Annotated in this window: 22 protein-coding genes and 4 tRNA genes; 13 read left to right on the top strand and 13 right to left on the bottom strand. The window is 63.0% G+C overall.

All coding sequences use genetic code 11. The annotated features are described in order from the left end of the window. Position 1: 1 nt before the first annotated feature. Positions 2 to 1,666 (bottom strand): methyltransferase regulatory domain-containing protein, encoded by a 1,665-nt coding sequence (locus tag ABIA30_RS15605; RefSeq protein WP_370066863.1) that lies wholly within the window; start codon positions 1,664 to 1,666, stop codon positions 2 to 4. Between the two features lie 265 nt (positions 1,667 to 1,931). On the opposite strand from ABIA30_RS15605, the gene ABIA30_RS15600 reads away from it, so the two are divergent. Beyond that, a complete protein-coding gene (locus ABIA30_RS15600; RefSeq protein ID WP_370066861.1) occupies positions 1,932 to 4,541 on the top strand; it encodes a cellulase family glycosylhydrolase in 2,610 nt (869 codons plus the stop codon). Between the two features lie 144 nt (positions 4,542 to 4,685). Here ABIA30_RS15600 and ABIA30_RS15595 read toward each other — a convergent pair. From ABIA30_RS15595 to ABIA30_RS15585, 3 genes are all read right to left on the bottom strand, one after another. Beyond that, positions 4,686 to 4,762, bottom strand: a tRNA-Phe gene (locus ABIA30_RS15595). Between the two features lie 50 nt (positions 4,763 to 4,812). Beyond that, positions 4,813 to 4,889, bottom strand: a tRNA-Asp gene (locus ABIA30_RS15590). A gap of 34 nt (positions 4,890 to 4,923) precedes the next feature. Next, a tRNA-Glu gene (locus tag ABIA30_RS15585) sits at positions 4,924 to 4,996 on the bottom strand. 132 nt (positions 4,997 to 5,128) lie between these two features. Between ABIA30_RS15585 and ABIA30_RS15580 the strand changes: the two genes are divergently transcribed. Next, positions 5,129 to 5,201 (top strand) — tRNA-Lys (locus ABIA30_RS15580). A gap of 24 nt (positions 5,202 to 5,225) precedes the next feature. Here the strand turns inward: ABIA30_RS15580 and xerC are convergent. Together xerC and ABIA30_RS15570 are read right to left on the bottom strand one after the other, a co-directional pair. Further along, a complete protein-coding gene (gene xerC / locus ABIA30_RS15575) occupies positions 5,226 to 6,395 on the bottom strand; it encodes a tyrosine recombinase XerC (protein WP_370066859.1) in 1,170 nt (389 codons plus the stop codon). Further along, a complete protein-coding gene (locus tag ABIA30_RS15570) occupies positions 6,385 to 6,981 on the bottom strand; it encodes a hypothetical protein (RefSeq protein ID WP_370066855.1) in 597 nt (198 codons plus the stop codon). The genes xerC and ABIA30_RS15570 overlap by 11 nt, the downstream gene beginning before the upstream one ends. A 110-nt stretch (positions 6,982 to 7,091) precedes the next feature. Between ABIA30_RS15570 and ABIA30_RS15565 the strand changes: the two genes are divergently transcribed. From ABIA30_RS15565 to ABIA30_RS15525, 9 genes are all read left to right on the top strand, one after another. Continuing rightward, positions 7,092 to 7,304: a helix-turn-helix transcriptional regulator gene (locus ABIA30_RS15565; RefSeq protein ID WP_370066853.1), complete on the top strand. Its 213-nt coding sequence runs from the start codon at positions 7,092 to 7,094 to the stop codon at positions 7,302 to 7,304. Positions 7,305 to 7,393: 89 nt separating this feature from the next. Beyond that, positions 7,394 to 7,618 carry a hypothetical protein gene (locus ABIA30_RS15560; RefSeq protein ID WP_370066851.1) on the top strand — a complete coding sequence of 75 codons (225 nt, stop codon included), beginning with the start codon at positions 7,394 to 7,396 and terminating at the stop codon, positions 7,616 to 7,618. Next, positions 7,615 to 7,989, top strand: a complete 375-nt coding sequence (locus ABIA30_RS15555; RefSeq protein ID WP_370066849.1) for a hypothetical protein — start codon at positions 7,615 to 7,617, stop codon at positions 7,987 to 7,989. Before ABIA30_RS15560 ends, ABIA30_RS15555 begins: the two co-directional genes overlap by 4 nt. After that, positions 7,989 to 8,162, top strand: coding sequence for a DUF6011 domain-containing protein (locus ABIA30_RS15550; protein WP_370066847.1), 174 nt, complete (start codon positions 7,989 to 7,991; stop codon positions 8,160 to 8,162). Before ABIA30_RS15555 ends, ABIA30_RS15550 begins: the two co-directional genes overlap by 1 nt. Continuing rightward, on the top strand, positions 8,159 to 8,485 hold the full coding sequence (locus ABIA30_RS15545) for a DUF2742 domain-containing protein (RefSeq protein WP_370066845.1): 327 nt from the start codon (positions 8,159 to 8,161) through the stop codon (positions 8,483 to 8,485). The genes ABIA30_RS15550 and ABIA30_RS15545 overlap by 4 nt, the downstream gene beginning before the upstream one ends. Further along, entirely contained in the window at positions 8,482 to 10,173 is a 1,692-nt protein-coding gene (locus ABIA30_RS15540; RefSeq protein ID WP_370066843.1) for a hypothetical protein, read from the top strand. The genes ABIA30_RS15545 and ABIA30_RS15540 overlap by 4 nt, the downstream gene beginning before the upstream one ends. Before the next feature lie 321 nt (positions 10,174 to 10,494). Beyond that, a complete protein-coding gene (locus ABIA30_RS15535; protein ID WP_370066841.1) occupies positions 10,495 to 10,752 on the top strand; it encodes a WhiB family transcriptional regulator in 258 nt (85 codons plus the stop codon). Positions 10,753 to 10,820: 68 nt separating this feature from the next. Further along, the gene (locus tag ABIA30_RS15530; RefSeq protein WP_370066839.1) at positions 10,821 to 11,540 is read left to right on the top strand and encodes a hypothetical protein; all 720 of its coding nucleotides are present in this window, start codon (positions 10,821 to 10,823) and stop codon (positions 11,538 to 11,540) included. Positions 11,541 to 12,821: 1,281 nt separating this feature from the next. Continuing rightward, positions 12,822 to 13,061 carry a hypothetical protein gene (locus ABIA30_RS15525; protein ID WP_370066837.1) on the top strand — a complete coding sequence of 80 codons (240 nt, stop codon included), beginning with the start codon at positions 12,822 to 12,824 and terminating at the stop codon, positions 13,059 to 13,061. On the opposite strand, the gene ABIA30_RS15520 is transcribed toward ABIA30_RS15525, so the two are convergent. The 4 genes from ABIA30_RS15520 to ABIA30_RS15505 all read right to left on the bottom strand — a co-directional run bounded on the left by ABIA30_RS15520 (position 13,062) and on the right by ABIA30_RS15505 (position 17,653). Further along, positions 13,062 to 13,556 carry a restriction endonuclease gene (locus tag ABIA30_RS15520; RefSeq protein WP_370066835.1) on the bottom strand — a complete coding sequence of 165 codons (495 nt, stop codon included), beginning with the start codon at positions 13,554 to 13,556 and terminating at the stop codon, positions 13,062 to 13,064. 49 nt (positions 13,557 to 13,605) lie between these two features. Next, positions 13,606 to 17,112, bottom strand: coding sequence for a phage tail tape measure protein (locus ABIA30_RS15515; RefSeq protein ID WP_370066833.1), 3,507 nt, complete (start codon positions 17,110 to 17,112; stop codon positions 13,606 to 13,608). Between the two features lie 113 nt (positions 17,113 to 17,225). Continuing rightward, positions 17,226 to 17,438, bottom strand: coding sequence for a hypothetical protein (locus ABIA30_RS15510; RefSeq protein WP_370066831.1), 213 nt, complete (start codon positions 17,436 to 17,438; stop codon positions 17,226 to 17,228). A gap of 44 nt (positions 17,439 to 17,482) precedes the next feature. Then, positions 17,483 to 17,653: a hypothetical protein gene (locus tag ABIA30_RS15505; protein WP_370066829.1), complete on the bottom strand. Its 171-nt coding sequence runs from the start codon at positions 17,651 to 17,653 to the stop codon at positions 17,483 to 17,485. Positions 17,654 to 17,760: 107 nt separating this feature from the next. On the opposite strand from ABIA30_RS15505, the gene ABIA30_RS15500 reads away from it, so the two are divergent. Both ABIA30_RS15500 and ABIA30_RS15495 read left to right on the top strand, forming a co-directional pair. After that, the gene (locus tag ABIA30_RS15500; protein WP_370066827.1) at positions 17,761 to 18,063 is read left to right on the top strand and encodes a DUF732 domain-containing protein; all 303 of its coding nucleotides are present in this window, start codon (positions 17,761 to 17,763) and stop codon (positions 18,061 to 18,063) included. Continuing rightward, the gene (locus ABIA30_RS15495; protein ID WP_370066825.1) at positions 18,063 to 18,383 is read left to right on the top strand and encodes a DUF732 domain-containing protein; all 321 of its coding nucleotides are present in this window, start codon (positions 18,063 to 18,065) and stop codon (positions 18,381 to 18,383) included. The genes ABIA30_RS15500 and ABIA30_RS15495 overlap by 1 nt, the downstream gene beginning before the upstream one ends. Here the strand turns inward: ABIA30_RS15495 and ABIA30_RS15490 are convergent. Genes ABIA30_RS15490 through ABIA30_RS15480 form a run of 3 tightly spaced genes read right to left on the bottom strand, consistent with a single transcriptional unit; the run spans position 18,380 to position 19,379 of the window. Continuing rightward, positions 18,380 to 18,676 (bottom strand): hypothetical protein, encoded by a 297-nt coding sequence (locus tag ABIA30_RS15490; RefSeq protein WP_370066823.1) that lies wholly within the window; start codon positions 18,674 to 18,676, stop codon positions 18,380 to 18,382. The two genes, ABIA30_RS15495 and ABIA30_RS15490, sit on opposite strands and share 4 nt — an antisense overlap. Beyond that, positions 18,673 to 19,131, bottom strand: coding sequence for a hypothetical protein (locus ABIA30_RS15485; RefSeq protein ID WP_370066821.1), 459 nt, complete (start codon positions 19,129 to 19,131; stop codon positions 18,673 to 18,675). The genes ABIA30_RS15490 and ABIA30_RS15485 overlap by 4 nt, the downstream gene beginning before the upstream one ends. Then, on the bottom strand, positions 19,128 to 19,379 hold the full coding sequence (locus tag ABIA30_RS15480; protein WP_370066819.1) for a hypothetical protein: 252 nt from the start codon (positions 19,377 to 19,379) through the stop codon (positions 19,128 to 19,130). The genes ABIA30_RS15485 and ABIA30_RS15480 overlap by 4 nt, the downstream gene beginning before the upstream one ends. Between the last annotated feature and the right edge of the window lie 142 nt (positions 19,380 to 19,521).

The raw sequence follows: 19,521 nt of genomic DNA, 5'->3' as shown, positions 1-19,521 counted from the left end.
GTCAGGCCGAGGTGGATTGCCATTCATCGGGCGGCACATCGGCGGCTTGGGTCAGATTCATACCGGCCAATCGGTAAGGCAGCCGATCGATCTGCGTAGCGATCACCTCGCGTAGTTCCCCGTCATCGGTCAGCTGCCGAGCCGCACGACGGAATTCGACGGCATGGCGGCGAACGTATCCCAACATGGCGTCGACCAGGTCTGCGCGGTCGCGAGTCCCGTCCAGCAATGGCAGCAGGTACCGGTCAAACGGTGCCAAGACGACCATCTCGTGCCACGCAGTGAAGCTGTAGGCATCCGAGTCCTCTCGGGTGCCTACAGCCAGCCGCCTCGCCGATTCATCCAGGCGGAGCGTCGAATCCTGTTGTGGCCGTACCGGATCCAGCCGGTACCGCACCTGACCCTGGGTAATCAACAATTCCAACAGTGCTTCGATCCGGTCTGCCAACCGTTCGGCACCGCGCGGGAACGGCAGCGACTCCCCCACCGAGTCGATCAATTCGGCCCACGACAGGGTCCATGGCCAACTGGCGTTGAGCACGTCGAGGGCGACCTTCTGCACAGAGTCAGAGGTCACCAATGTCGCGCTATCAGAACCCCGGAATTCCTGAACCGAACCGTCCAGTCGGGTCTCACCGTCCACCGGCGGCAACCAAGCCGCGAAATGCAGGGTATCGAAGCGCTTGCGGTCCAGGCTGTGCCGGACATCAACCGCTCGCTCCTGATGTACCAACAACGACTGCCGGAATGATCGGTTGATTGCCAAATCCAGATACTGCTGCAGCAGCACGTGGTCATCACCGCATCTGGCCGTCAAGCGACCAGCCAGATCCGCACCGAAATTCCGGGCAAACATGTACTCCGGTTGCGACTCGGACAGATAGGCCAAGCCATACGACCGGGCCCTGCTCGCGAACTCGGTGAAATAGCAAGGTGTATTGAATAATTCGAGCTCCTCGTGCAGGAGGTAGTAGTCGGCACGCGTGCCCGCGGCATGGTGGTCTGTCACCGCGCGAGCCGTCGCACTACCGGGAAGTGCCATCTCGCCCAGGAACTCGACCACTTCGCGTGCGGCCCGTACGCGAGCCGCCTGCGTATCGGAGTCGGCCGATGCGAATAACATTGCCTCACGCACAATCTCTTTGGATTTCCATCCCGGATAGACGTTGTAGCTCACATACCCGACGCCGTCCGGAGACAGCACCTGCTGCATCACGGAAAGTATTGATTCCCTGACCTTTTCGGGCACCCAGCTGTACACGCCATGGCAAACGACATAATCAAATGAGCCCAGGGCATCCACGTCGAGGTCGGATATGTCGCCGGCGACCAGCGTCACGTTGTCCAATCCAGCGGCCTGCACATAGCGACGAGCCTGCTCGGTCTGTCCAGGCGACAGATCCACGCCCACCGCATGCGCCCGCGGATATTGCGCGGCGAACGGAATGAGATTCCCGCCCAACGCACTGCCGATCTCCAGCACGCGGGCATCGGCGACCGGCGGAACATCCAATCCGAACAGGTGAGCGACAACTGCGAGTTGCCCAGGTGCCGACTCCGGATACGAATTCAGCGGGTAGGGCGATTCGTCGTAGCTGGCGCGCAGCATCTCTAGTTCTCGATCCATAGCCGGATCAGCATTTCCGATCCAGATTGCGACCACCACCTGCGGGTACTGTGCGACTGCCGTAATCAGAGGCGTATGCAAGCCGCAGCAGGACGGTTATGCACGACATTCACCGGCGCGCCTGACCACTGAGATCGGTGTCAAGCGTTGGAATCTTGCAGGACAATTTGCTGACCAACAGGTGAATATTTAGCACTCACCGCGAGGCCAGTTGGCGGCGATCGGCGCATCATCGCAGCTTTTTCGCAGTTTTGCCGCACGAAAGCACACTGGTAGCGAGCCACGGTCCCGTATAAGTGAACTTATGAGCGCGGGTGCCTATATCGGTCGGGTCGGCGGTTTGGCGGTTGCCCTGGGCATCGGTGCCGGGGTGGCCTCCGGCGCCGGGATGGCCTGGGCGGAGAAGGACGGTTCGGCGGACAGCCACCACTCTGCAGCGCCAGCCTCGTCGAGCACCAGCGGTGCCGACCATGCCACGGGCACACGAGCAGCACAGTCCGCCGTGCCTTCAACCGGATCAAAGCCCAAGGGCGCCAACGCCGATACAGCCGGACAGTCGGCCGCCGACGCCAACGCCAGATCGACTACGAAGGTCCACAGCTCCAATAAGAAGGCCCCGGGCAAGTCCCCCGCAGCCACGGCAACGCCCGCTGCCACCACGGTCACGACGCCAAGCCAGACACCCACCGGCGGCCGCCAACCGGTCCGCGCTGCCGCGGTGACCGCCGCCAAGGCAGGTGCCACCCAGGCCGTGGCCGCAGCGGCCGTCGTGCAGACCTCCTCGGCCAGCAGTACCACGACGACGACCACTGCGGTCACCAAGATCTCGGCGCCGACCAGCTTGCCCGGCTGGTTCCGGGTACTGGTGTACACGCCGTTGCATACCCTCGGGCAGCTCTGGATCTCCAGCGCCCTGGGCGCCGAAGTCGACCGGGTGATCAATCGGTTGGCCGGGTCGTATGTGATCGGAAACGGCAAGGCCGGCACCGAGACTCACCCCAACGGCGGCGCCGGAGGCTGGCTGCTGGGCGACGGCGGGGCCGGCTGGTCCTCCGACCAAACCGGCACCATCGGCGGCAACGGCGGCACCGGCGGACTGCTGGGCAACGGCGGCAAAGGGGGGACCGGCGGAGCCGGGGCCTCCGGAGGCAACGGCGGCGCCGGCGGACTGGTGATGGGTGTCGGCGGCAACGGCGGCGCCGGCGGCACCAACGACGGCGCACTCGGCGGCGCCGGTGGCAAGGGCGGCTCGGCCTACGGCTTGGTATTCGGCATCGGCGGCACAGGTGGTGACGGCGGCGACGGCGCAGACGGCGGCCGCGGCGGGAACGGCGGCAGTGGCACCCGATGGCTGGGCAGCGGTGGTGCCGGAGGCGACGCTGGAAACAGCGGCATCGGCGGCACGGCAACAGCTTTGGCCGCCCTGGGCGGTGCCGGAGGAAACGCCGGACTGCTCGGCGGGCACGGCATGGTCGGCAAATCCGGCACCGGCGGCGTCGCCAGCTCAAACACTTCCGGCGGCCTGTTGACCATCACCCCCACTGGCATGACCCTGACCAACAGCGACGGCCAAGTCGTCGTCCTGCACGGATTCAACGAGGTGTACAAGCTCGATCCGTATACGCCCGCGTCCGATGGCTTCAGTGACGATGACGCGGCATTCTTGGCCGCCAACGGCTTCAACGTCGTGCGCGTGGGCGTCATCTGGGCCGGTGTCGAACCCGAACCCGGCGTCTTCGACACCGCGTACCTCAACTCGATTCAGCAGACCGTCAATACCCTTGCCGCACATGGCATCTACAGCATCATCGACATGCACCAGGATCTGTACGGCAGCGCTGTCGGCGGTGAAGGCGCCCCGGCGTGGGCCACCCTGACCGGGGGGCTGCCCAACAAGAACTACGGCTTCCCGCTGAGCAACTATCTGAACGAGGCAGGCACCCACGCCTGGGATGAGTTCTGGAACAACGCATCCGCGCCCGACGGCACCGGCCTGGAAGACAACTACGCCCAGGCCTGGGAGCACATCGCCTACACATTCAGCGGCAACAGCGCGGTGATCGGCTACGACGTCATGAACGAGCCGTTCGTCGGGTCATCGTGGCTACCGACGATTCTCGGCAGCCCCTTCTTCGGCGACCAACAGCTGGCGCCGATGTACAACCAGGTCGCCGCCGCCATCCGCGCCGTCGACCCCAACACCTCCCTGATCATCGAACCCGAAAACCCGGCGACGTCACAATTCGCCGCGATCGCGGGCCTGCCGATCAGCCTGGGGAAGATCTACGACTCGAAAGTCATTCTCGCTTACCACAATTACTGCGCGGGCCAAGCCACCGCAGGCATCTGTGGATTCATATCCAGTCAAGCCACCAACGTGGCCTACGCCTACGGCAAGGCCAACAACATGCCGGTCATCATGGACGAATTCGGCGCCAGCCAAGCCGGGTACGACCTCAACCCTGAAAAAGGCTCAGCCAACGCGCACGCGATCAGCTGGACCGAATGGGCCTACTCCGGTTCGGGCGACATCACCACCAGCGGATCACTCAAGCCTGAATCATTGGTGTACGACCCGAACCTGCCGCCCACCGGCGACAACGTCAACACCACCGCCCTGAACAACCTGGCCGCCCCTTACCCACAGGCGATCTCCGGCACGCCGACATCCTGGTACTGGAACAAAAGCGTCTTCACCTTCAGCTACAGCACCCAAAAAGCAGACGGCTCAGGCACATTCGACGCCGGATCACAGACCCTCATCTCGGTACCCAACGTCGAATTCCCAGGCGGCTACACCGTCAACGTCACCGGCGGAACAGTCATCTCAGACAACAACGCACCCCTGCTGATCATCGCCTCCAACACCGGAGCAAGCACCATCAAGGTCGTGGTCACCGCGAAGCCGGCGTAGGCCTATCCGGGGCCTCCACACGGTCGTGGATCGGCCATGTGGACTACCGGCCGCCAGACACCGCGGCGGACTTTTCCGGCAAGAGCCGCGGTCGACTCACGTGACCGCAGAAACAGAAAACCCGCCGTAGCCGGCGGGATTTTTTGGTGGCCAGGGCCGGGATCGAACCGGCGACCTTCCGCTTTTCAGGCGGACGCTCGTACCAACTGAGCTACCTGGCCGGACGGCACGAATGCCTTGCCGCAATAGCGACCACTCGGCTTCGCCGAGATGGCGACCCTGACGGGACTCGAACCCGCGACCTCCGCCGTGACAGGGCGGCGCGCTAACCAACTGCGCCACAGGGCCTTACATACTGCATGCTACGTGTTTCCACGTTGCGTACCCCCAACGGGATTCGAACCCGTGCTACCGCCGTGAAAGGGCGGCGTCCTAGGCCACTAGACGATGGGGGCCTAATCCGAATCTCTTCGGGGGACTCACAACGTTTCCGTTGGGAGCTTCGATAGCTTAGGGCACGACTGCCCCGCGCTCCAAACCGCGCCCCCGCAAGCGCCGAATGCAGGACGAAGTATCCTGTCAGCCACGCCCCTATAGCTCAGTCGGTAGAGCTACGGACTTTTAATCCGCAGGTCCCAGGTTCGAGCCCTGGTGGGGGCACAAAAATGGCCGCAAGGCCATCGTTTATTCATCGGATATAGCGCGGTCCAAAACCGCTGCTACCTCGGGGTGTACCTTCCCCCGACCCATGTAGCGGTCCTGCGTCATCGACACCTTCGAGTGCCCTAATTGGTCCGCTCCGACCCTCGCTGACAGGCCCGCTGAGTCGATCAGGGTGGCCACTGACTTACGGAAGCTGTGGCTCGTCACATCAGGCACGCCGAGGTCATCGCGGACCTTCCGCCACTGTTTATTGAAGTTGTCTGGATCGCGCCAACTGCCGGCGGTAGACGGAAAGATCATCGGCTGCTCGCCCCAGAACGCGCGGCCGCGGCGGCCACTGAGCGCGGTGACTGCGAACGTTGCTACCGGCACGGTGCGGGCCGCAGATGCCGTCTTTCCACCATCCAACCGGCGCAGCCCGTCGCCCTGGATGCGCACCAACTTGCCGGCCACGGTGAGCGTGCCTGCCTTCTCGTCGAAGTCCTCCCAACGCAGCGCCAGCAGCTCAGCTCGCCGCATCCCCGTGGCGATGAGCACAGTCACCGGATCGACCAGGTCCATCCGCACGCACTCATCTGACGCCCGCAGAGTGGACAGCAACGCCCGGAGCTCCGCGTCGTCGAGCGCCCTGGCACCCTTCGGCCGAACCGCCGATTCGATCCGGTCGACCTGGGCCACAGGATTGGCCGGCAGCACCTCGTCAAGCACTGCGAGCTGCATCGCACCCCGCAGGAGAGTCCGACAGTGGCGGGCCATGTTCGCGCCATGCGTCTTGCGCACCGAGTCGATGACCTCGTTGAGTCGGCCAGGTTTAGCCTCCGAGACCCGCAGGCTATCGCTGTACTTCATCAGCTTGCGTTGAGCGCTGCGGTAGGTCGTCATCGTCGCCGGCGACCGATTCTTACCGTTAAGGTTGTCCAGATGCTGTTGAACGAGCGCCGATAGCTTCGTTTCGGCCTTGATCTTGCCTGAAATGCCCGGTGCGCTGCGGACTTTCAGCGACTGAATGAGCTCATCTTCGGCCATTTTGCCGTACTGATCGACCTGACCGGTTGGGCTACGGCGTTCAACAATCCGGGTCAGCCCGTCGGCATCGCGAAACCTGCAGCGCGCCAACCACACTCCCCCGCCGAGTGAAGTGCGGGTGATCTTGCCGTGCTGGCCGATCCTTAGCGGAGGTCTACCCGCCATCGAAGCCCCTTTTGAGTTCCCGGAGCCTTGAGTTGACGCTGGCGATCTGACTTTCAAGTGCGCCCGCAACCACAGTGTCGCGTGCCGTCGGTTGCATTCGCAGCATTTCGATCAGCCGTTCTTCAAGCTCGAATATCTCACGAGAGTTCCTCAGTGGTGCGATATTTCGGTCGAGTTCTTCATGTTCGCCACCTACAAGCATCCGCGTCTCAAAGGGGCTTAGTAGGCCCGAAAACCATTGTGCCGCAAACAATGCGGATACATCGTTTTCCGCATTCGGGAGGATCTGGATCGCAGAATCATACGGGGGCGGATAAAGCAATGACACAGGCACAGTGTTTAGTGCGCGGGCCAAAACAATCAGTTCAGCTGTTGTGACATATCTGCGGCGCCCGGTTTCAAGATCGGATATCACTGCGCGCGATATCTCTGCCCCAAGCGCCTTCGTTCGATCTGAAAGCCACTGGGCCGACTTGTCGTCACGAAGACGTTTGACCTCCATAGCGATCCGGTACGTCTGCTCCTCCGCCCAATCGCGCGGAGGGACCGATACCCAGTTAAGCCGAAGCCTCTCAACTTGCGCCATGACACGCAGATTACTCGGGTTCTTGCGTGCATCCGCTAGAAGGGCGTAGTTTGCAACGCACGGCGCGAGAATAGACAAGAACTGCGCCGTTGTACGCAAAAGGAGGAATTGTGGCGACATCAACGCACCAAGAGGAGGACTGCTGGTTGACGCGCGCGGAGCTCAGCGCCCGACTCAAGGTTGCATCCAAGACATTGGCGCAGTGGGCCAACCTGCGCCGCGGACCACGCTATTACCGATTCGGCGGCGGACCGGTCCGCTACCGCTTGAGCGACGTCATCGCCTGGGAGAACGAACAGCTGGCGCCAGGCGGAGCTGCCTGATGCGCACCCCTGATAGACGAATGGCCCCGGGGGCAACCGGAGCCATTCATGGAAACAACCCACCAACCAGTCAAGAAGGAAGTTTGTCCATGCCCACGATAACCGATCCCGCAGTCGGAGCGCCGCAGCCGATCTCCACCCAGATTGCGGACAGTTTGGCGGCCGCGTCGGCGTGCCGACCGCTGGCCGGCGGCCGCGTGTACTGCGAAGCCGAAGGCTCCCGCATCACGATCACGTACTACACGACAGACCCCGAAACTCGGGAACAGATCGTCCGTGAGTTCGCCGCCACCGTCATCGAGGTGACCGCGTGAGCGCCCAATCATGCAGCGCCGGATACGACTGGTGCCACGGGGGTTCGCCGGATTGCTCTGACGACCACTACAGCGCCATCTACCAGCGAGCCACGCTCGGTAACGGAGCCCACTACGCCCTTGGCCCTGATTCCAACCCGCTTTCGATCGGCACCGGAGTGCGATTCAACGCGGCCGACGGGGAAGCCGCTCCGAGCATCACCGTGCACATCGAGGGCGGATCGAAAAACCGTGACGCGCAGGTGGATTTGCGGATCAACGAGGCCTACGAATTTTCCCGCCTGCTCGACAAAGCGATCATGGACGCCACCAAGGCGACCTTGGATCTGCTGCCCCCTCAGCTGGCAGCTGACCTCCTGGAGGCCAGCTAGTGAAGAAGCTCGAAAAGAAGACGACGACCGCCGGTAAGCCCGCGTTCGATGACAGCGACGACTGGCGAATAGCCAGGCGCTGCCGAGCTTGCGGGAGCTGGCTGACCAGCCCGCAATCCGTCACCGCTGGCATCGGTCCCGCTTGCGCGCAAGCCGAAGCAACACGCCAATGACCGAATTACCCACAACGACAAGACAAGTGGACTTCCTAATTGTCCATGAGTTTGTTGCACCGATCCTGCGGGAGGTGCCGGCGTGGCCCGCGGCCGGCACCCTCCTCTGGGCTCGACTCGAAGACACCGACCCAGCCAAATGGGCCGCGCTGCTCGACGCCGCCCGATACCAAGCCCTGGATCTGCAGATTCAGCAAGAACATCTCGACGGTGCCGCTAAATCCATTGCCGTGAGCCAGGAATGGGCAGACGTGCGCCGATACAGCCGCCGTCGAGCACAGGCCATCCGAGCTGGCGCGTACATTCCCCGGAGGATCGCTTGAACACCGAAACGTTCTGGACCGCCAGAACCGTGCTCACCCACATCCATACATTCGCGCGCGCCCGGCGCCGCTGCCCGTGGGCGGTCCTCGGAGTAGCCCTGGTCTATGCCAACGGCGTCATCCCGCCAGCCGTCGCACTCCCGCCACACGTCGGCGGCCGCGGCTCACTCAACCTGTTCGTCGCACTCACCGGCCCTTCCGGTGCCGGTAAAGGCACCAGCGAAGCTGCAGCCCGCGACGCCATCCAATTCCAGTTGCACACAGGAGAACCCGTCGACTTACCCGAGTTTCCTATCGGATCTGGGGAGGGCATTGCCCGCACATTCATGCCCCCAACCCCAACGAAGAAGAAGGCCGGAGAGGAAGATCCGCCACACCGCGAAGAGATCTGGACCGCGGTGTTCTCCGTTCCCGAGATCGACACCGCCGCTGGACTGTTCGCGCGATCAGGATCGACGCTCGAATCAGAGCTACGCAAGGTGTTCTCGGGTGAACAGCTGGGCTTCACCAACGCCCAAGCGCACACCCGGACCCGCGTCCCCGCTCACTCCTACCGCGCCGGCCTGATCTTCGGTGTCCAGCCGGGACGGGCCGGCGTCCTACTCGACGGCGCGGCCGGCGGGACACCGCAGCGGATGGTCTGGCTGCCGGTGCTCGATGCTGATATGCCCGACGAGCGTCCCGACGAGCCAGCACCAGTCGTCGTCCGAGCACCAAAGTTCTCCGGCGATCTGCCCGTGCCGCAAATTGCCCGGGACGCCATCGACGCCCACCAACTCGCCATGCACCGCGGCGAAGTCGAAGCGCTCGATGGGCACAAGCTGTTGGTCCGCCTCAAGGTCGCCGCGGCGCTCATGGTCCTCGACGGACGCGATCTGCCCGCTATCTCCGACGACGACTGGCAGTTGGCCGGAGTCGTCATGGAGGTATCCGACGAAACCCGCGCATGGGTGCAACGCGAACGGTCCTCCGCCTCCCGCGCAGCGAATCGCGCACGCGCCCTGGCCATCGCCGACCGTGACGACATCGTGTCAGATCGCAAACTACAGCGGGTACGGAAGGCCATTGTCAGATGGCTCGAAAAAGCTGGGGAACAGTCCGCCGCAGACCTTCGTCAAAAGCTCAAGGCTGACCTCCGAGGTGACTTCGGAGCTGCAGTTGCCGAGTTAGCTGACGACGGCGTGATCTGCAAGATAGAAGTGAAGAACGGTGTGCGGTATCGACTCTTCGACAAAAGTACACCTGTACCCGAGGTACACCCTTCCTTTCCGCAGCTCAGTGACGGTGTACCTGAAAGTACAGGTGTACTTTCCCTGACTGTCGACACCGCCGATAAGCACAGGTCGAGTGATTCCGGCGACGAATCCCCAGTCGAATCAACACCCACCGACGAATCGGACCCCGAAGCCGTGAAACCACCCAGACCCACTCAATGCAGCGTTTGCTACGTGGACTTACCCACAGCCGCCCGGGTTCCGTTCTGTGACGACCACGCTGATGGTGCACCGGCGACGACTACGCCCGCCAGGACCGAGGCGGACGTCAGGTCAGCGGAGAACGCAGCAAACCGGGCCAACCCCAAGTCCGTGACAGATTTCGACGGCACACCGCTGCCGCGCCACCATCCGCGCGTGGACGGCGACACCACGTGGAACTCCTTCCTAGGCGGCAAACGGAGAGCACGATGAGCCGGCGTCCAATCGTCGCGGCCTATGAAGACGCAATCGACCGGCTGTGTCCGATGTGCGGCGCCGAGCCAGGGCAGTGGTGCACCATCGATCGCGGCCGCACCCGCCGAGTGCCATGCGTGACGCGGTGCCGCGCGCCGAGATTGACCGAGCCCCGAGACTTCAGCGAGCCGATCCACGCACAAGGCGATGCTGATGTGTGACACGGCTGGATGCCAAGGAAAGGCGTACGCTCACGGCGTCTGTCGACGGTGCTACGACTCGCAGCGCATCAACCGCCGGCAATGCAAGCCCGGCCAGGGTGCAACTGCCTGGCGCGACGTGGACGCCCCGTGGCTCGTGCTGCTCGGCGAGATCCTCCGCGGCACACCCAGACTCGACGGAGCATCGTGCGCCACCGTCGACCCCCGCATATTCGACGGTGACGACATCGATCAGGCCCGCGATATCTGTCAACGCTGCCCCGCCCGGACAGCCTGCGCGGCGTGGGCCGAAACGCTCCCCTCGCGAACGGTTTTCGGTTTGGTTGCCGGGGAGCTACACGAAATCGAAACCCAGGAGCTGCTGCTGTTCGAATAGAATCGAATAACCTTGCAGCACAAAATAATACGATGATATTGAATTACCCGAATAGGAGAGAAACCACCATGTCCAACATCAACGACACTCAGCCGGGCGGCATCGGCAAAAGCTACGGACAGACAGTCACAGCCGACGCACCGGCCGCTGCCCTGACCGGCACCCCCGTCGAACAGGCTTGGCAGGCAGCGCAACACGCCGACAAGCTCCACAAACAGCACATCGCCGCAGTCAACGAACTCGCCGAACGCGGCGCCCTGTCACCTGAAGGCGTAGTGGCGTCACTGCGGTCCTTCGCCGACACCCCCGCCGCCCGTCAGGTACGGGCCACCAAGGATGCCGTTGATGACGCCGCGGATGCGGCCCGCGACGCACGCGACTCCATCATTGCCGGGCTGCACACAACCAGCGACACAGCCAGCCAGCTCCACGCCCAACGCACCTGGGCTCGCACCAAAGCGACCCTGGACGCCGACAACGGCGCTGGCGTCGTTGCCGGAGCTCGCCAACTGATCAAAAATGCACGGCCAGAAGATGTTCCGGTGCTCGCCGAAGAACTGCCCTCCTACCTCCAACAGCGTGCCGTCCCGGCCGATTGGCTCCCGGACGCGTTCGGCGAGGTCGTCCCTGAATTCCCTGCCGCCGCCGAAGCAGCCGCCATCGCTACCAAGCAGCAATCAGTGGTCGCCCACAACACCGGCAAGCTCCTGCACCAGTTCACCACCGGCGCACGCAGCGAAGTGGAATGCGTTGACCCCACCCAAATCAACGCGAAACCGTACCGATAGCACCGAAGGCTTGTGGTGAATCGGGATATTCACCACATAATCGCGGCGCAGCTCGGCCGCGTCATCGGCCTGAGCGCCCGCGCCCGCGACACCCCGGCCGGCAACCTGCATGGTCGGCGGGGTGTCGCGGGGTTCTTCACCCCGACTCGGAGGGATCGCCATGCCCCGCGCACCGAAGATGTGCATGGACTGGCGGCCGCTATGCCCCGAATGCCCGCCCAACCTAGACGGCGACCGCCTCACCATCCCCATGCTCCAGATCCATGCCACCAGGGAGTAACAGGTTGATCGATACGCACGACGGTGCCACACTGGCGTACGAAGGCGGTCAGGCTCCTCTGTCTCACAGGGGCTCGCGGGCCGCCTTTTTCTATTGCTCACCAGTGCCACACTCAATCTGAGGCGGGACGTCCCCCCCGTGCCACGGGGGCTTGGCGTCCCGCCTCGTCAACGCTCACCGGTGACCACCCCAGACAGCAGCACCCACATGTGACCACCCCCGGCCACCAGACCCCAACGAAGCGTGAAACCCCCTCTGGCGCACAGGAGATGATCACGGTCACCGGGGTCAGTGACAACTTGTCACTGGCCTCCCTGATGTCCAATGATTACGTTTCAAACGCGACCCCTCCAAACCCTTCACAGTCGGCCCGGTTGTCTGCGCCGTCCTAGGCAACCGTGGTGCTCATCACCGCGGTTGCTCTCACGGCACGGACAACCCCATGAACTACAAGCGCCAGCCATGAACGGCACAGCCGGGCCGACGAGGTGATGAAGACCAAGCGCGCAACACCTGAGGCCAGGCCCCAGCCACGCACACCACAAGACAGGACCCCAACAGCCAAGGGCCCCAACGCAACCACCGCCAACAATCGCAGCAGCTATCCACTGCGGGGTACCCCAGGGGATAGCATGGACACCAAGCGTGGGACCTCGCCAGGCCTCCGCGATCGTGAGGTGTTGCAACTGACCACCCACCGACCCGCCTGCCGGGCCGCGCCACCCGGGGCCGGGGGAGGCCCCCACCCCCTTCGCCGCGCACCGGCCGGCACTGCTGAAAAGGGTCTGTACGGGTTCCGGGACTTTTTCGCGCATTTGGGGACGCGGCGCCAAAACGGCACTTCAAGAGCCATTTACAGGATCGTGGCTCGGTACCGAAGGTGCTCAAAATTGATAAAATTTGGCGAGCATTTGCCGTACGCCATCCCGCCAGTAGCGGCGGCATCTCCCGAGAGGGGCATGAAAGTGTTCGAATTTGAGGCCATAGCCGACGGTCAGCCGGTGACGTTAAAGTTCCAGGACCTAGACGAAGCTGTAAAGGCCATCTCGCCGGACAGCGGCTACGTCGACGCTCTATTCGACGCGTACCTGCAGTGGGCGCTTGTGGAGCCGGCGCACTGGCCGCAGGATTCGCATCTACCAGGTCACAAGGTGCTCGCCCGCGTCGCGCGGTGGCAGCTTGACGACATCTACGTCGGTTGGCGGAATGCTGACGACGCCAAGGCCGCTCGGGCCAGCTGACTAGGGTTGCTCGACGCCGGCTCGTGTCACCACTGCGGTTACGGTTGCTGTGACGGTGGCGACAGCTGATGCCGACGCGCCGATGAAGACCTGCTTCAGGAACTTCAGTACATAGTCGGTGGTGGTCGCGTCGGCGTTGAGCTGCACGATCGTGATGTTCTCGTGTTTGGCAACCAGTTCGCCGCCGCTCTGTACGCCGATCGGGGTTACAACGATTCCGCCCGCTGCGTTGAGGTCTCCGATTCTGTAGGCAATTGCGGCGATAGCTTCCTGGTTGAGCTTGTCCTTTAGATACCGGCGGCACTCGATGAGGATGATGGCGTCGCCGTCGTCCTTGACGCCTTTGCCGTCGATTTCCCATGTCGTGCCAGTGAATCCTTGAAGGGCTTGTTTGCCTTCGACGCTGTCTAGACCGAACTTGTCGCTCATGTCATTGAGCAGGTACTGGGCGACTTCTTCGTACGTTCGCCAGGTCGTGGGCTTTTCCTCGGTCACGCTTCAGTTTTACTCCGCAGGTAAACACGCGGTCGCTTCGGGTATCGGCCTATGAGGACGCAGATACTCCGATCCGCTGCGTGCTGAAGGCGGTCGATCGCTGCACGGCGTTCGAGTCGTTCTGGACGGCCTGCTGGTGCTCGGCGGGGTCATGGCCGATCGTGGCGCCGGAGTAGTCCGGGCCGAATTTGTTGTTGTTGATGACCGTGCCGCCGTCGGCGCCGGCGGGGTCACCCATCGACCCGCGGCCGCCGGCCAGCCGTGCATCTCCCTCCAGTGCCTTCGGGCTGAGCAGATCCTTCAACGCCGTCGCGACCGCAGATCCCTTGCCGCTCAACGCTCCTGCCCCGACGCCCAGGATGCCGCGCGAGACCGGATCAGGGTCCAGACCGCTGAAGAACCCCAACAGCCCGGATCCGACGTGCGCCGCGGTGGTGTCGAACGGGTTCATAAACCCGTCAGGAAGAACCGATTCCGCGATCCCCTTAGATCCGATGTCGCCGAGGGCAGCGAAGTCGAACGGGCTCTTCTCCTTCTTCTCCCCTTCAGACTTCGCCTTGTGGAATTCGCCCTGCTGGGCTTCCCCGAGCTTGTCCTGAGCCTCTTTGAGGTCGGCCTTCTTGACCGAGATTTCGTGGTCGAGCTTGTCGCGCTCGGCCTGCTTGACCTTCGGCCCCAGGTGCTCCTTCTTGTCTTCCAGCTTGCTGATTTCGTCGTTGAGTTTGTCGACGCGATCCTGTGCCTTGCTGACCTTCTCCGGGTTGGGCGCCGTCATGTAGCCCAGTTCGCCGTGCGGTCCTACCGCGGGAGTCGCGCCGGCCGGAATGCCTCCTCGAGAACCACCGCCGACACCGCCGCCGCCGGACCCTTCGAATGCCGACGAGACGCCGCCCCACGGTGATCCCTCTCCGTACAGCGCAGACATCGGGAGGTACATGTGGTCGGTGAATTGAGGATTGGATGCGCCCGCCGCGCCGGCTCCGACGAGGAAGTTGCCATGGGAGCCACCTGATTCGGCGTTCATGCCGTTGGACAGGGTCATCGCGGCGTGCCCGTCGTTGGGTGCGCTGCCGTGGTTGTACCAACCAACCGAGATGCTGCCCGGGCCTCCGATGCCGTCCTTGAATCCGCGGGCGGCGAGCCACTGACGCATATTCTGCGTCGACGGCAGGCTAGTGATGGGCTGGCCCATAGCTGAGGTGATGACGCGGCCGACCATGCCGGAGCAGTCGTTGCGGGAGCCTTGTGAGTAGCCGGTGCCGTCCATGGACATCGCGGCCTGGACGTCGGGCCCGACGGGTCCGCCGTCTTCGCGATGCAGTGCCTTGCGGAACGCGAAAACCCCTGCGTGGCCGCCCATCTGCTTCACGTCGCCAGATGTCAGTACATGCTCGCCGCGGGCGCCCCAGAACAATGCACTGTCGCGGCCGATCGGTCCCGGGGCAGCATCCAACGATCCACCACCGGCGAACCCGAGCGGGCCACCCATAGCACGGTGGCTGGCGAACGGGTTGGAGAAGAAACCGCTGACCTTGTCGGCGATCGAGCTGCCGAGGTCGCCGATGCCATTCAAGATCTTGCCGGGCAGATCAGCGAAGAAGTTGACCACTCCGGTGATCGCATCGCCCAGCGAGTTGAACACCGATTTGACGCCGTTCCAGGCGGCTTCGAAGGCGGATTTGACGTCGTTCCACAACCCGATGGCTACATTCTTGATGTCGTTCCAAACGTTGACGGCAGCTACTTTTGCCGCGTCCCACACTTTGCCTGCGGTGTTGGCGACACCGTGCCATACATCCAGTGCTGTCGTTTTGATGCCCTCCCACAAATGGACGCCGGCGTCTTTCACGTCGTCCCACATCTTGCTGGCGGCGTTCTTGACATCGGACCACAACTGTTTGAAGTCCCCGTGCCAAATGTCTTGCAGCGCATGCCAAAAACCTTTGAGTCCGTCCCATACCAGCTTGACCACGGAAACCCCCGCTTCAAACACTGGTTTGAGGATGTTGAAGGCACCCTTCACTGCCGGCTCAACGTATCCGAACGCAGTTTTGAGCGTGGAAATCATCCCTGGCATGGATTTGCTGAGCGCCTCGAACCCCGACACGATCCCGTCCATCAACGGACTGGCGATCGGCCGCAACGCTTCCTCGGCCTGGTTCTTGATCCGCTGCCACTTGTCGTCGAGGGTCTCGGACTTGCGGCCTTCGTCGAGGATCGACTTTCGCGGTCCGTCGTCGCCGGCGCCGGCGTTGAGTTCGGCGCCGTTCTGAATGGCAGTGATGACCGACGCGCCACCACCGCGCAGACCTGTGCCGAACACTTTGTTCGCGACCTTCGCCGCGTCCACCTCATCACCGCTGGCGACGAGCTTTTTGATGTTCTCGATCTGATCGTTGACGAACTTGTTGAACGGCTGCCCGGCCTTGGCCGACACCGTGAACGCGTGCGCCATCGTCGGCATGACCTTGTTGACGTCGATGCCCGCCTCGTCGAATTGGGTGAGCAGACTTGCCGATTGGCCCGCATCGATCCCGAACTGCTTGAGCAGCGGACCGGAACGGCCCAGGACGTCGATCATCTTGTTGATATCGACACCGGACTTGGTGTTGGCGGTGTACAGCTGGTCAAGCAGCTGCGGGACCTCGTTGTCACCCATCTTCAGGACGCGCTTGAGGCCGCCGAGGCCTTCGATATCCACCGCTTCGCCGGTCCGGTGCTGGAACACCGAAACCTGGCTCGCGACCGTCTTGAGCGCATCGCCAGTCAGATGCAGGTTCTTGGTGACGTCGCCGAACACGTCACCGATCTGCTCGAAGCTGACCGGGATGTCCTTGCCGATCTGCCCGATCATCGACAGGTTCTTCTGGATCTGATCGCTACTCATCGCGGTCGAGAACTGCAGCTTGGACTGCAGCCCTTCCCACTTATGGCCGACATCCAGGAGCACAGCGAAAGGTGCTGCCACCGCGGCGATGCCAGCGCCAGCTGCCATGCCTTCCGGGCCAATCGCCGCGAGTCCTCCAGCGAGTCCACCTAGACCCGGGGTGATCTCACCCATCGTGTCGACCGCGCGTTCTTTGACCTTGTCCAGGCTCTTACCAAGGTGCTCGTGCAGCCGCTCACCAGTTTCCTTGAAACCGGTGGTCAACTGCTCACCCGCGCGCCGGCCGAAAGCAGCGAGGCCGCCCAAAGGCGCGGTGATCGACCGTGCCATGGCGAAGCCGACTTTCGCGCCGAGGCGGTCCGCCCGGCGCGCCATGTCCACACCAGCTGAATCGAGCTCGAAAGCTGATTTCACTCCGGCTTGCTTCATCCCGGCGGTGATCCCGATTTCGAGCTTTGTCCCAGCGTCCCGCGCGGCGCGCTCGATGTGGGAAACGATCCCCGAATGTAGTTGCGAGCCAGCAGCTTCGCCGGCCTTCTTACCGGCCTCCCCGGCCTTGTCCTGCAGCTGGTCGAAGTCCTTGCCGATCTGCGACATGGCCGACCCATACTTGACGGACAGCTCAATCCAACCGGATGCAAGAGCCTTACCGCTATTCGCCAGAGCCATGAGCCAATTCCGATCGTCATGCCTTGCAGCACTTGATGTTTAGACTCAATTTTACCGACATGCGCACGAAACCCCTTGCGCCTCAGTAGGCGACCAGCGGCAGGGTTGAATGGCTAGACCGGCACGCGGTCGAGCGCGTACTGGACGTACCGCTTCAGCCTTGGGTGCGGGCGGTCATCGGCGAGGTATGCCTGGACCATTGCGCGGGAATCGGCCGGCAGCGGTGTCTGCTCGGCGGAGAACGTCGCCAGGCATTCCAGGATGGCCTCGCCCCACTCGGCCGCCTCCATGAAGTGGTCGACGAGCCGATTGCTGACCGGCAGCACGTCGCGGAGGGCCTTGCTCAGGTCCTGCGCAGGGCGCGTCGCGGTCAGGGCTGCACCTGCGACGGCATATCGGCGTCGGTCAGGCCGGCGGCGCGCTCAGCGTCTTGCAGAGGCAGCCGGTAACCCATCGCGAGGTAGTTCTTCCGCGATTCAGCGATGTCACCAAGATCAGTGACCGGGCGGCAACCGATGTCGCCGTCGTCCAATGCTCCCACCGCAGTCACCTCCTCAAGAACTCACACCGCGATGCTACGACCGGAGTCCGACAGGATCCATTCGCTTTTCGTCGACCGTCACAATGACTGCGGCGTAAAGTCCGCTCATGTCGACTCGCTTGCTGGCAACCATGGTCGCTGTCACTGCGATGGTTTGTGCCCCTCTGGCACACGCTGATCCGCCGGATGCGAAGTATTTGGCTGCGTTGTCGGCGAATGGCATTCAGGGTGATCCGGGTCAGTTGGTGGCTGATGGCCACTCTGCGTGTGATGCCTACGGTGGGATTGGGATGACGGGTTTCATTCTGGGGTTGCGTGCTCGTGGGATGTCGGCTGAGCAGGCGGGGAATTTGGTTGCGGATGGGATTCGGGCGTATTGCCCGGAGAAAGGTCCGTGGGGGCCGCTCTGATGCTTAGGTTAAAGATTGCCAGCGTTCCAGTAGGTGTCCTGGCCGCGGCGCTGCTCGTCACACCTCTGGCGGCCGCGAACACCGACGATGATGACACCCTCATGGACCTGCTATCCAGGGACGGGATATCGACAAGTACCGTCGCGCACGCCCGTGAAGCCGCCCTAGCGATCTGCTCAGCACTTCAAGACGGTGACAGCAGTGATCGACTCACCACGCTGGTCCTGCAGAAAAACTCCACCCTCACCCGGGACCAGGCGCAGGCGATGATCCTTGATTCCGAAGTTGCATACTGCCCCGGTGCCGACGACGGACGCTAGCCGTCGAGCCGGCGGTAGCGGGCCCGCGATCGGGGTGAGAGGCTGTCCCAGAAGCTATCCACACCAGCATCCGTGACGGGTTCCGGAGAAGCCTCAGGCACCACGGGTCGGAGTGCGTTGCGGTGGCTTGCGATCAGATAGGCGACGTCGTCCTCGGTCATCCGCCATGTGCGCCCCACCCGGTAACCGGACAGTTCCCCGCGGTTAAGTCGACGCGCCAGCCAGCGAATGGAGTCAGTCCACTCGGCGGGCAACGCCACCTCGGCCACCTCGGGCAAGCTGTACGTCTTCAAACCGGTCCGTCTACTATTCCGGGCTCCGACGGTGACCCGGTGTGGACGATCACGGCCGTACGGCCGAGTTTCGTTCTCGCAGACTTGGTTTCTTTGCTCGGCATGCCGCAGTCGACTATCAGCGAGTGCGCGACGTCACTGGGGTGCGGTTCGTCCTCCGGCGGCCAAGGGTCGAAAGCAGCTCCCAAACCGTGATGGCGCACATTGGAGACCAGGAGACTGAAAACGCCGTGTTCTGGGCTGCGTTTAACAGCGGGCCACTCAAGATCGTGGTCGACGAGAATTCCCTTGCGATAACAGGAAATTCCGTCTTCATCCCATTTCAGTGCGGCCAATGTGACGTACATGGCTTTGGTCCCTTGGTCCACGACTGTCCATTGCGGGTGCGGGATCCTCGGGGCGCGCCGGTAGATCACTTCACTGGCCGCAATGACGTCCGGTTCGTCGGGTTTCACCAGGCGCGAAGTTGGTGACGGACGTTCGCGCTGATCTTGTCCAGGAAGACGCGAGATTCATCGATCGCTGACAGCAAAAGCCCCGGGCGCTCAATCAGGTCGTAACCGAAGGCTTCTCGGCCGCCTTCCCAGGTTCCGACGACACTGACTTCGTCTGTGTCTACCGTAATAGTGAGGTCGTCACCATCAACAAGCCAAGTGATCACCACCCCGCCGTCGGGCAGTGGCGAGAACTGCGGGGTGGCCATTGCTGGCCGGAATGTCAGTTCTGAGACGAGCACCAAGGCCAAAGACGCGAATTGCGCGCGAAGGGGAATGCTGTGGCCACCGTCCCAATCCCCCGGGAGACGTTGCAGCGCAGCCAGTTCGCGTTGGGCGTAACTGACGACC

Source organism: Mycobacterium sp. MAA66, assembly GCF_041261665.1.
GTDB lineage: Bacteria > Actinomycetota > Actinomycetes > Mycobacteriales > Mycobacteriaceae > Mycobacterium.
This window is presented reverse-complemented; position numbering and strand designations above follow the sequence as displayed.

Coding starts and splice junctions, on each gene's coding strand:
- xerC (WP_370066859.1), bottom strand. CDS start 6,395: ATGGCGGGTAGACCTCCGCTAAGGATCGGCCAGCACGGCAAGATCACC.
- ABIA30_RS15495 (WP_370066825.1), top strand. CDS start 18,063: ATGCTTAGGTTAAAGATTGCCAGCGTTCCAGTAGGTGTCCTGGCCGCG.
- ABIA30_RS15570 (WP_370066855.1), bottom strand. CDS start 6,981: ATGGCGCAAGTTGAGAGGCTTCGGCTTAACTGGGTATCGGTCCCTCCG.
- ABIA30_RS15480 (WP_370066819.1), bottom strand. CDS start 19,379: ATGGCCACCCCGCAGTTCTCGCCACTGCCCGACGGCGGGGTGGTGATC.
- ABIA30_RS15500 (WP_370066827.1), top strand. CDS start 17,761: ATGTCGACTCGCTTGCTGGCAACCATGGTCGCTGTCACTGCGATGGTT.
- ABIA30_RS15560 (WP_370066851.1), top strand. CDS start 7,394: ATGCCCACGATAACCGATCCCGCAGTCGGAGCGCCGCAGCCGATCTCC.
- ABIA30_RS15515 (WP_370066833.1), bottom strand. CDS start 17,112: ATGGCTCTGGCGAATAGCGGTAAGGCTCTTGCATCCGGTTGGATTGAG.
- ABIA30_RS15530 (WP_370066839.1), top strand. CDS start 10,821: ATGTCCAACATCAACGACACTCAGCCGGGCGGCATCGGCAAAAGCTAC.
- ABIA30_RS15545 (WP_370066845.1), top strand. CDS start 8,159: ATGACCGAATTACCCACAACGACAAGACAAGTGGACTTCCTAATTGTC.
- ABIA30_RS15600 (WP_370066861.1), top strand. CDS start 1,932: ATGAGCGCGGGTGCCTATATCGGTCGGGTCGGCGGTTTGGCGGTTGCC.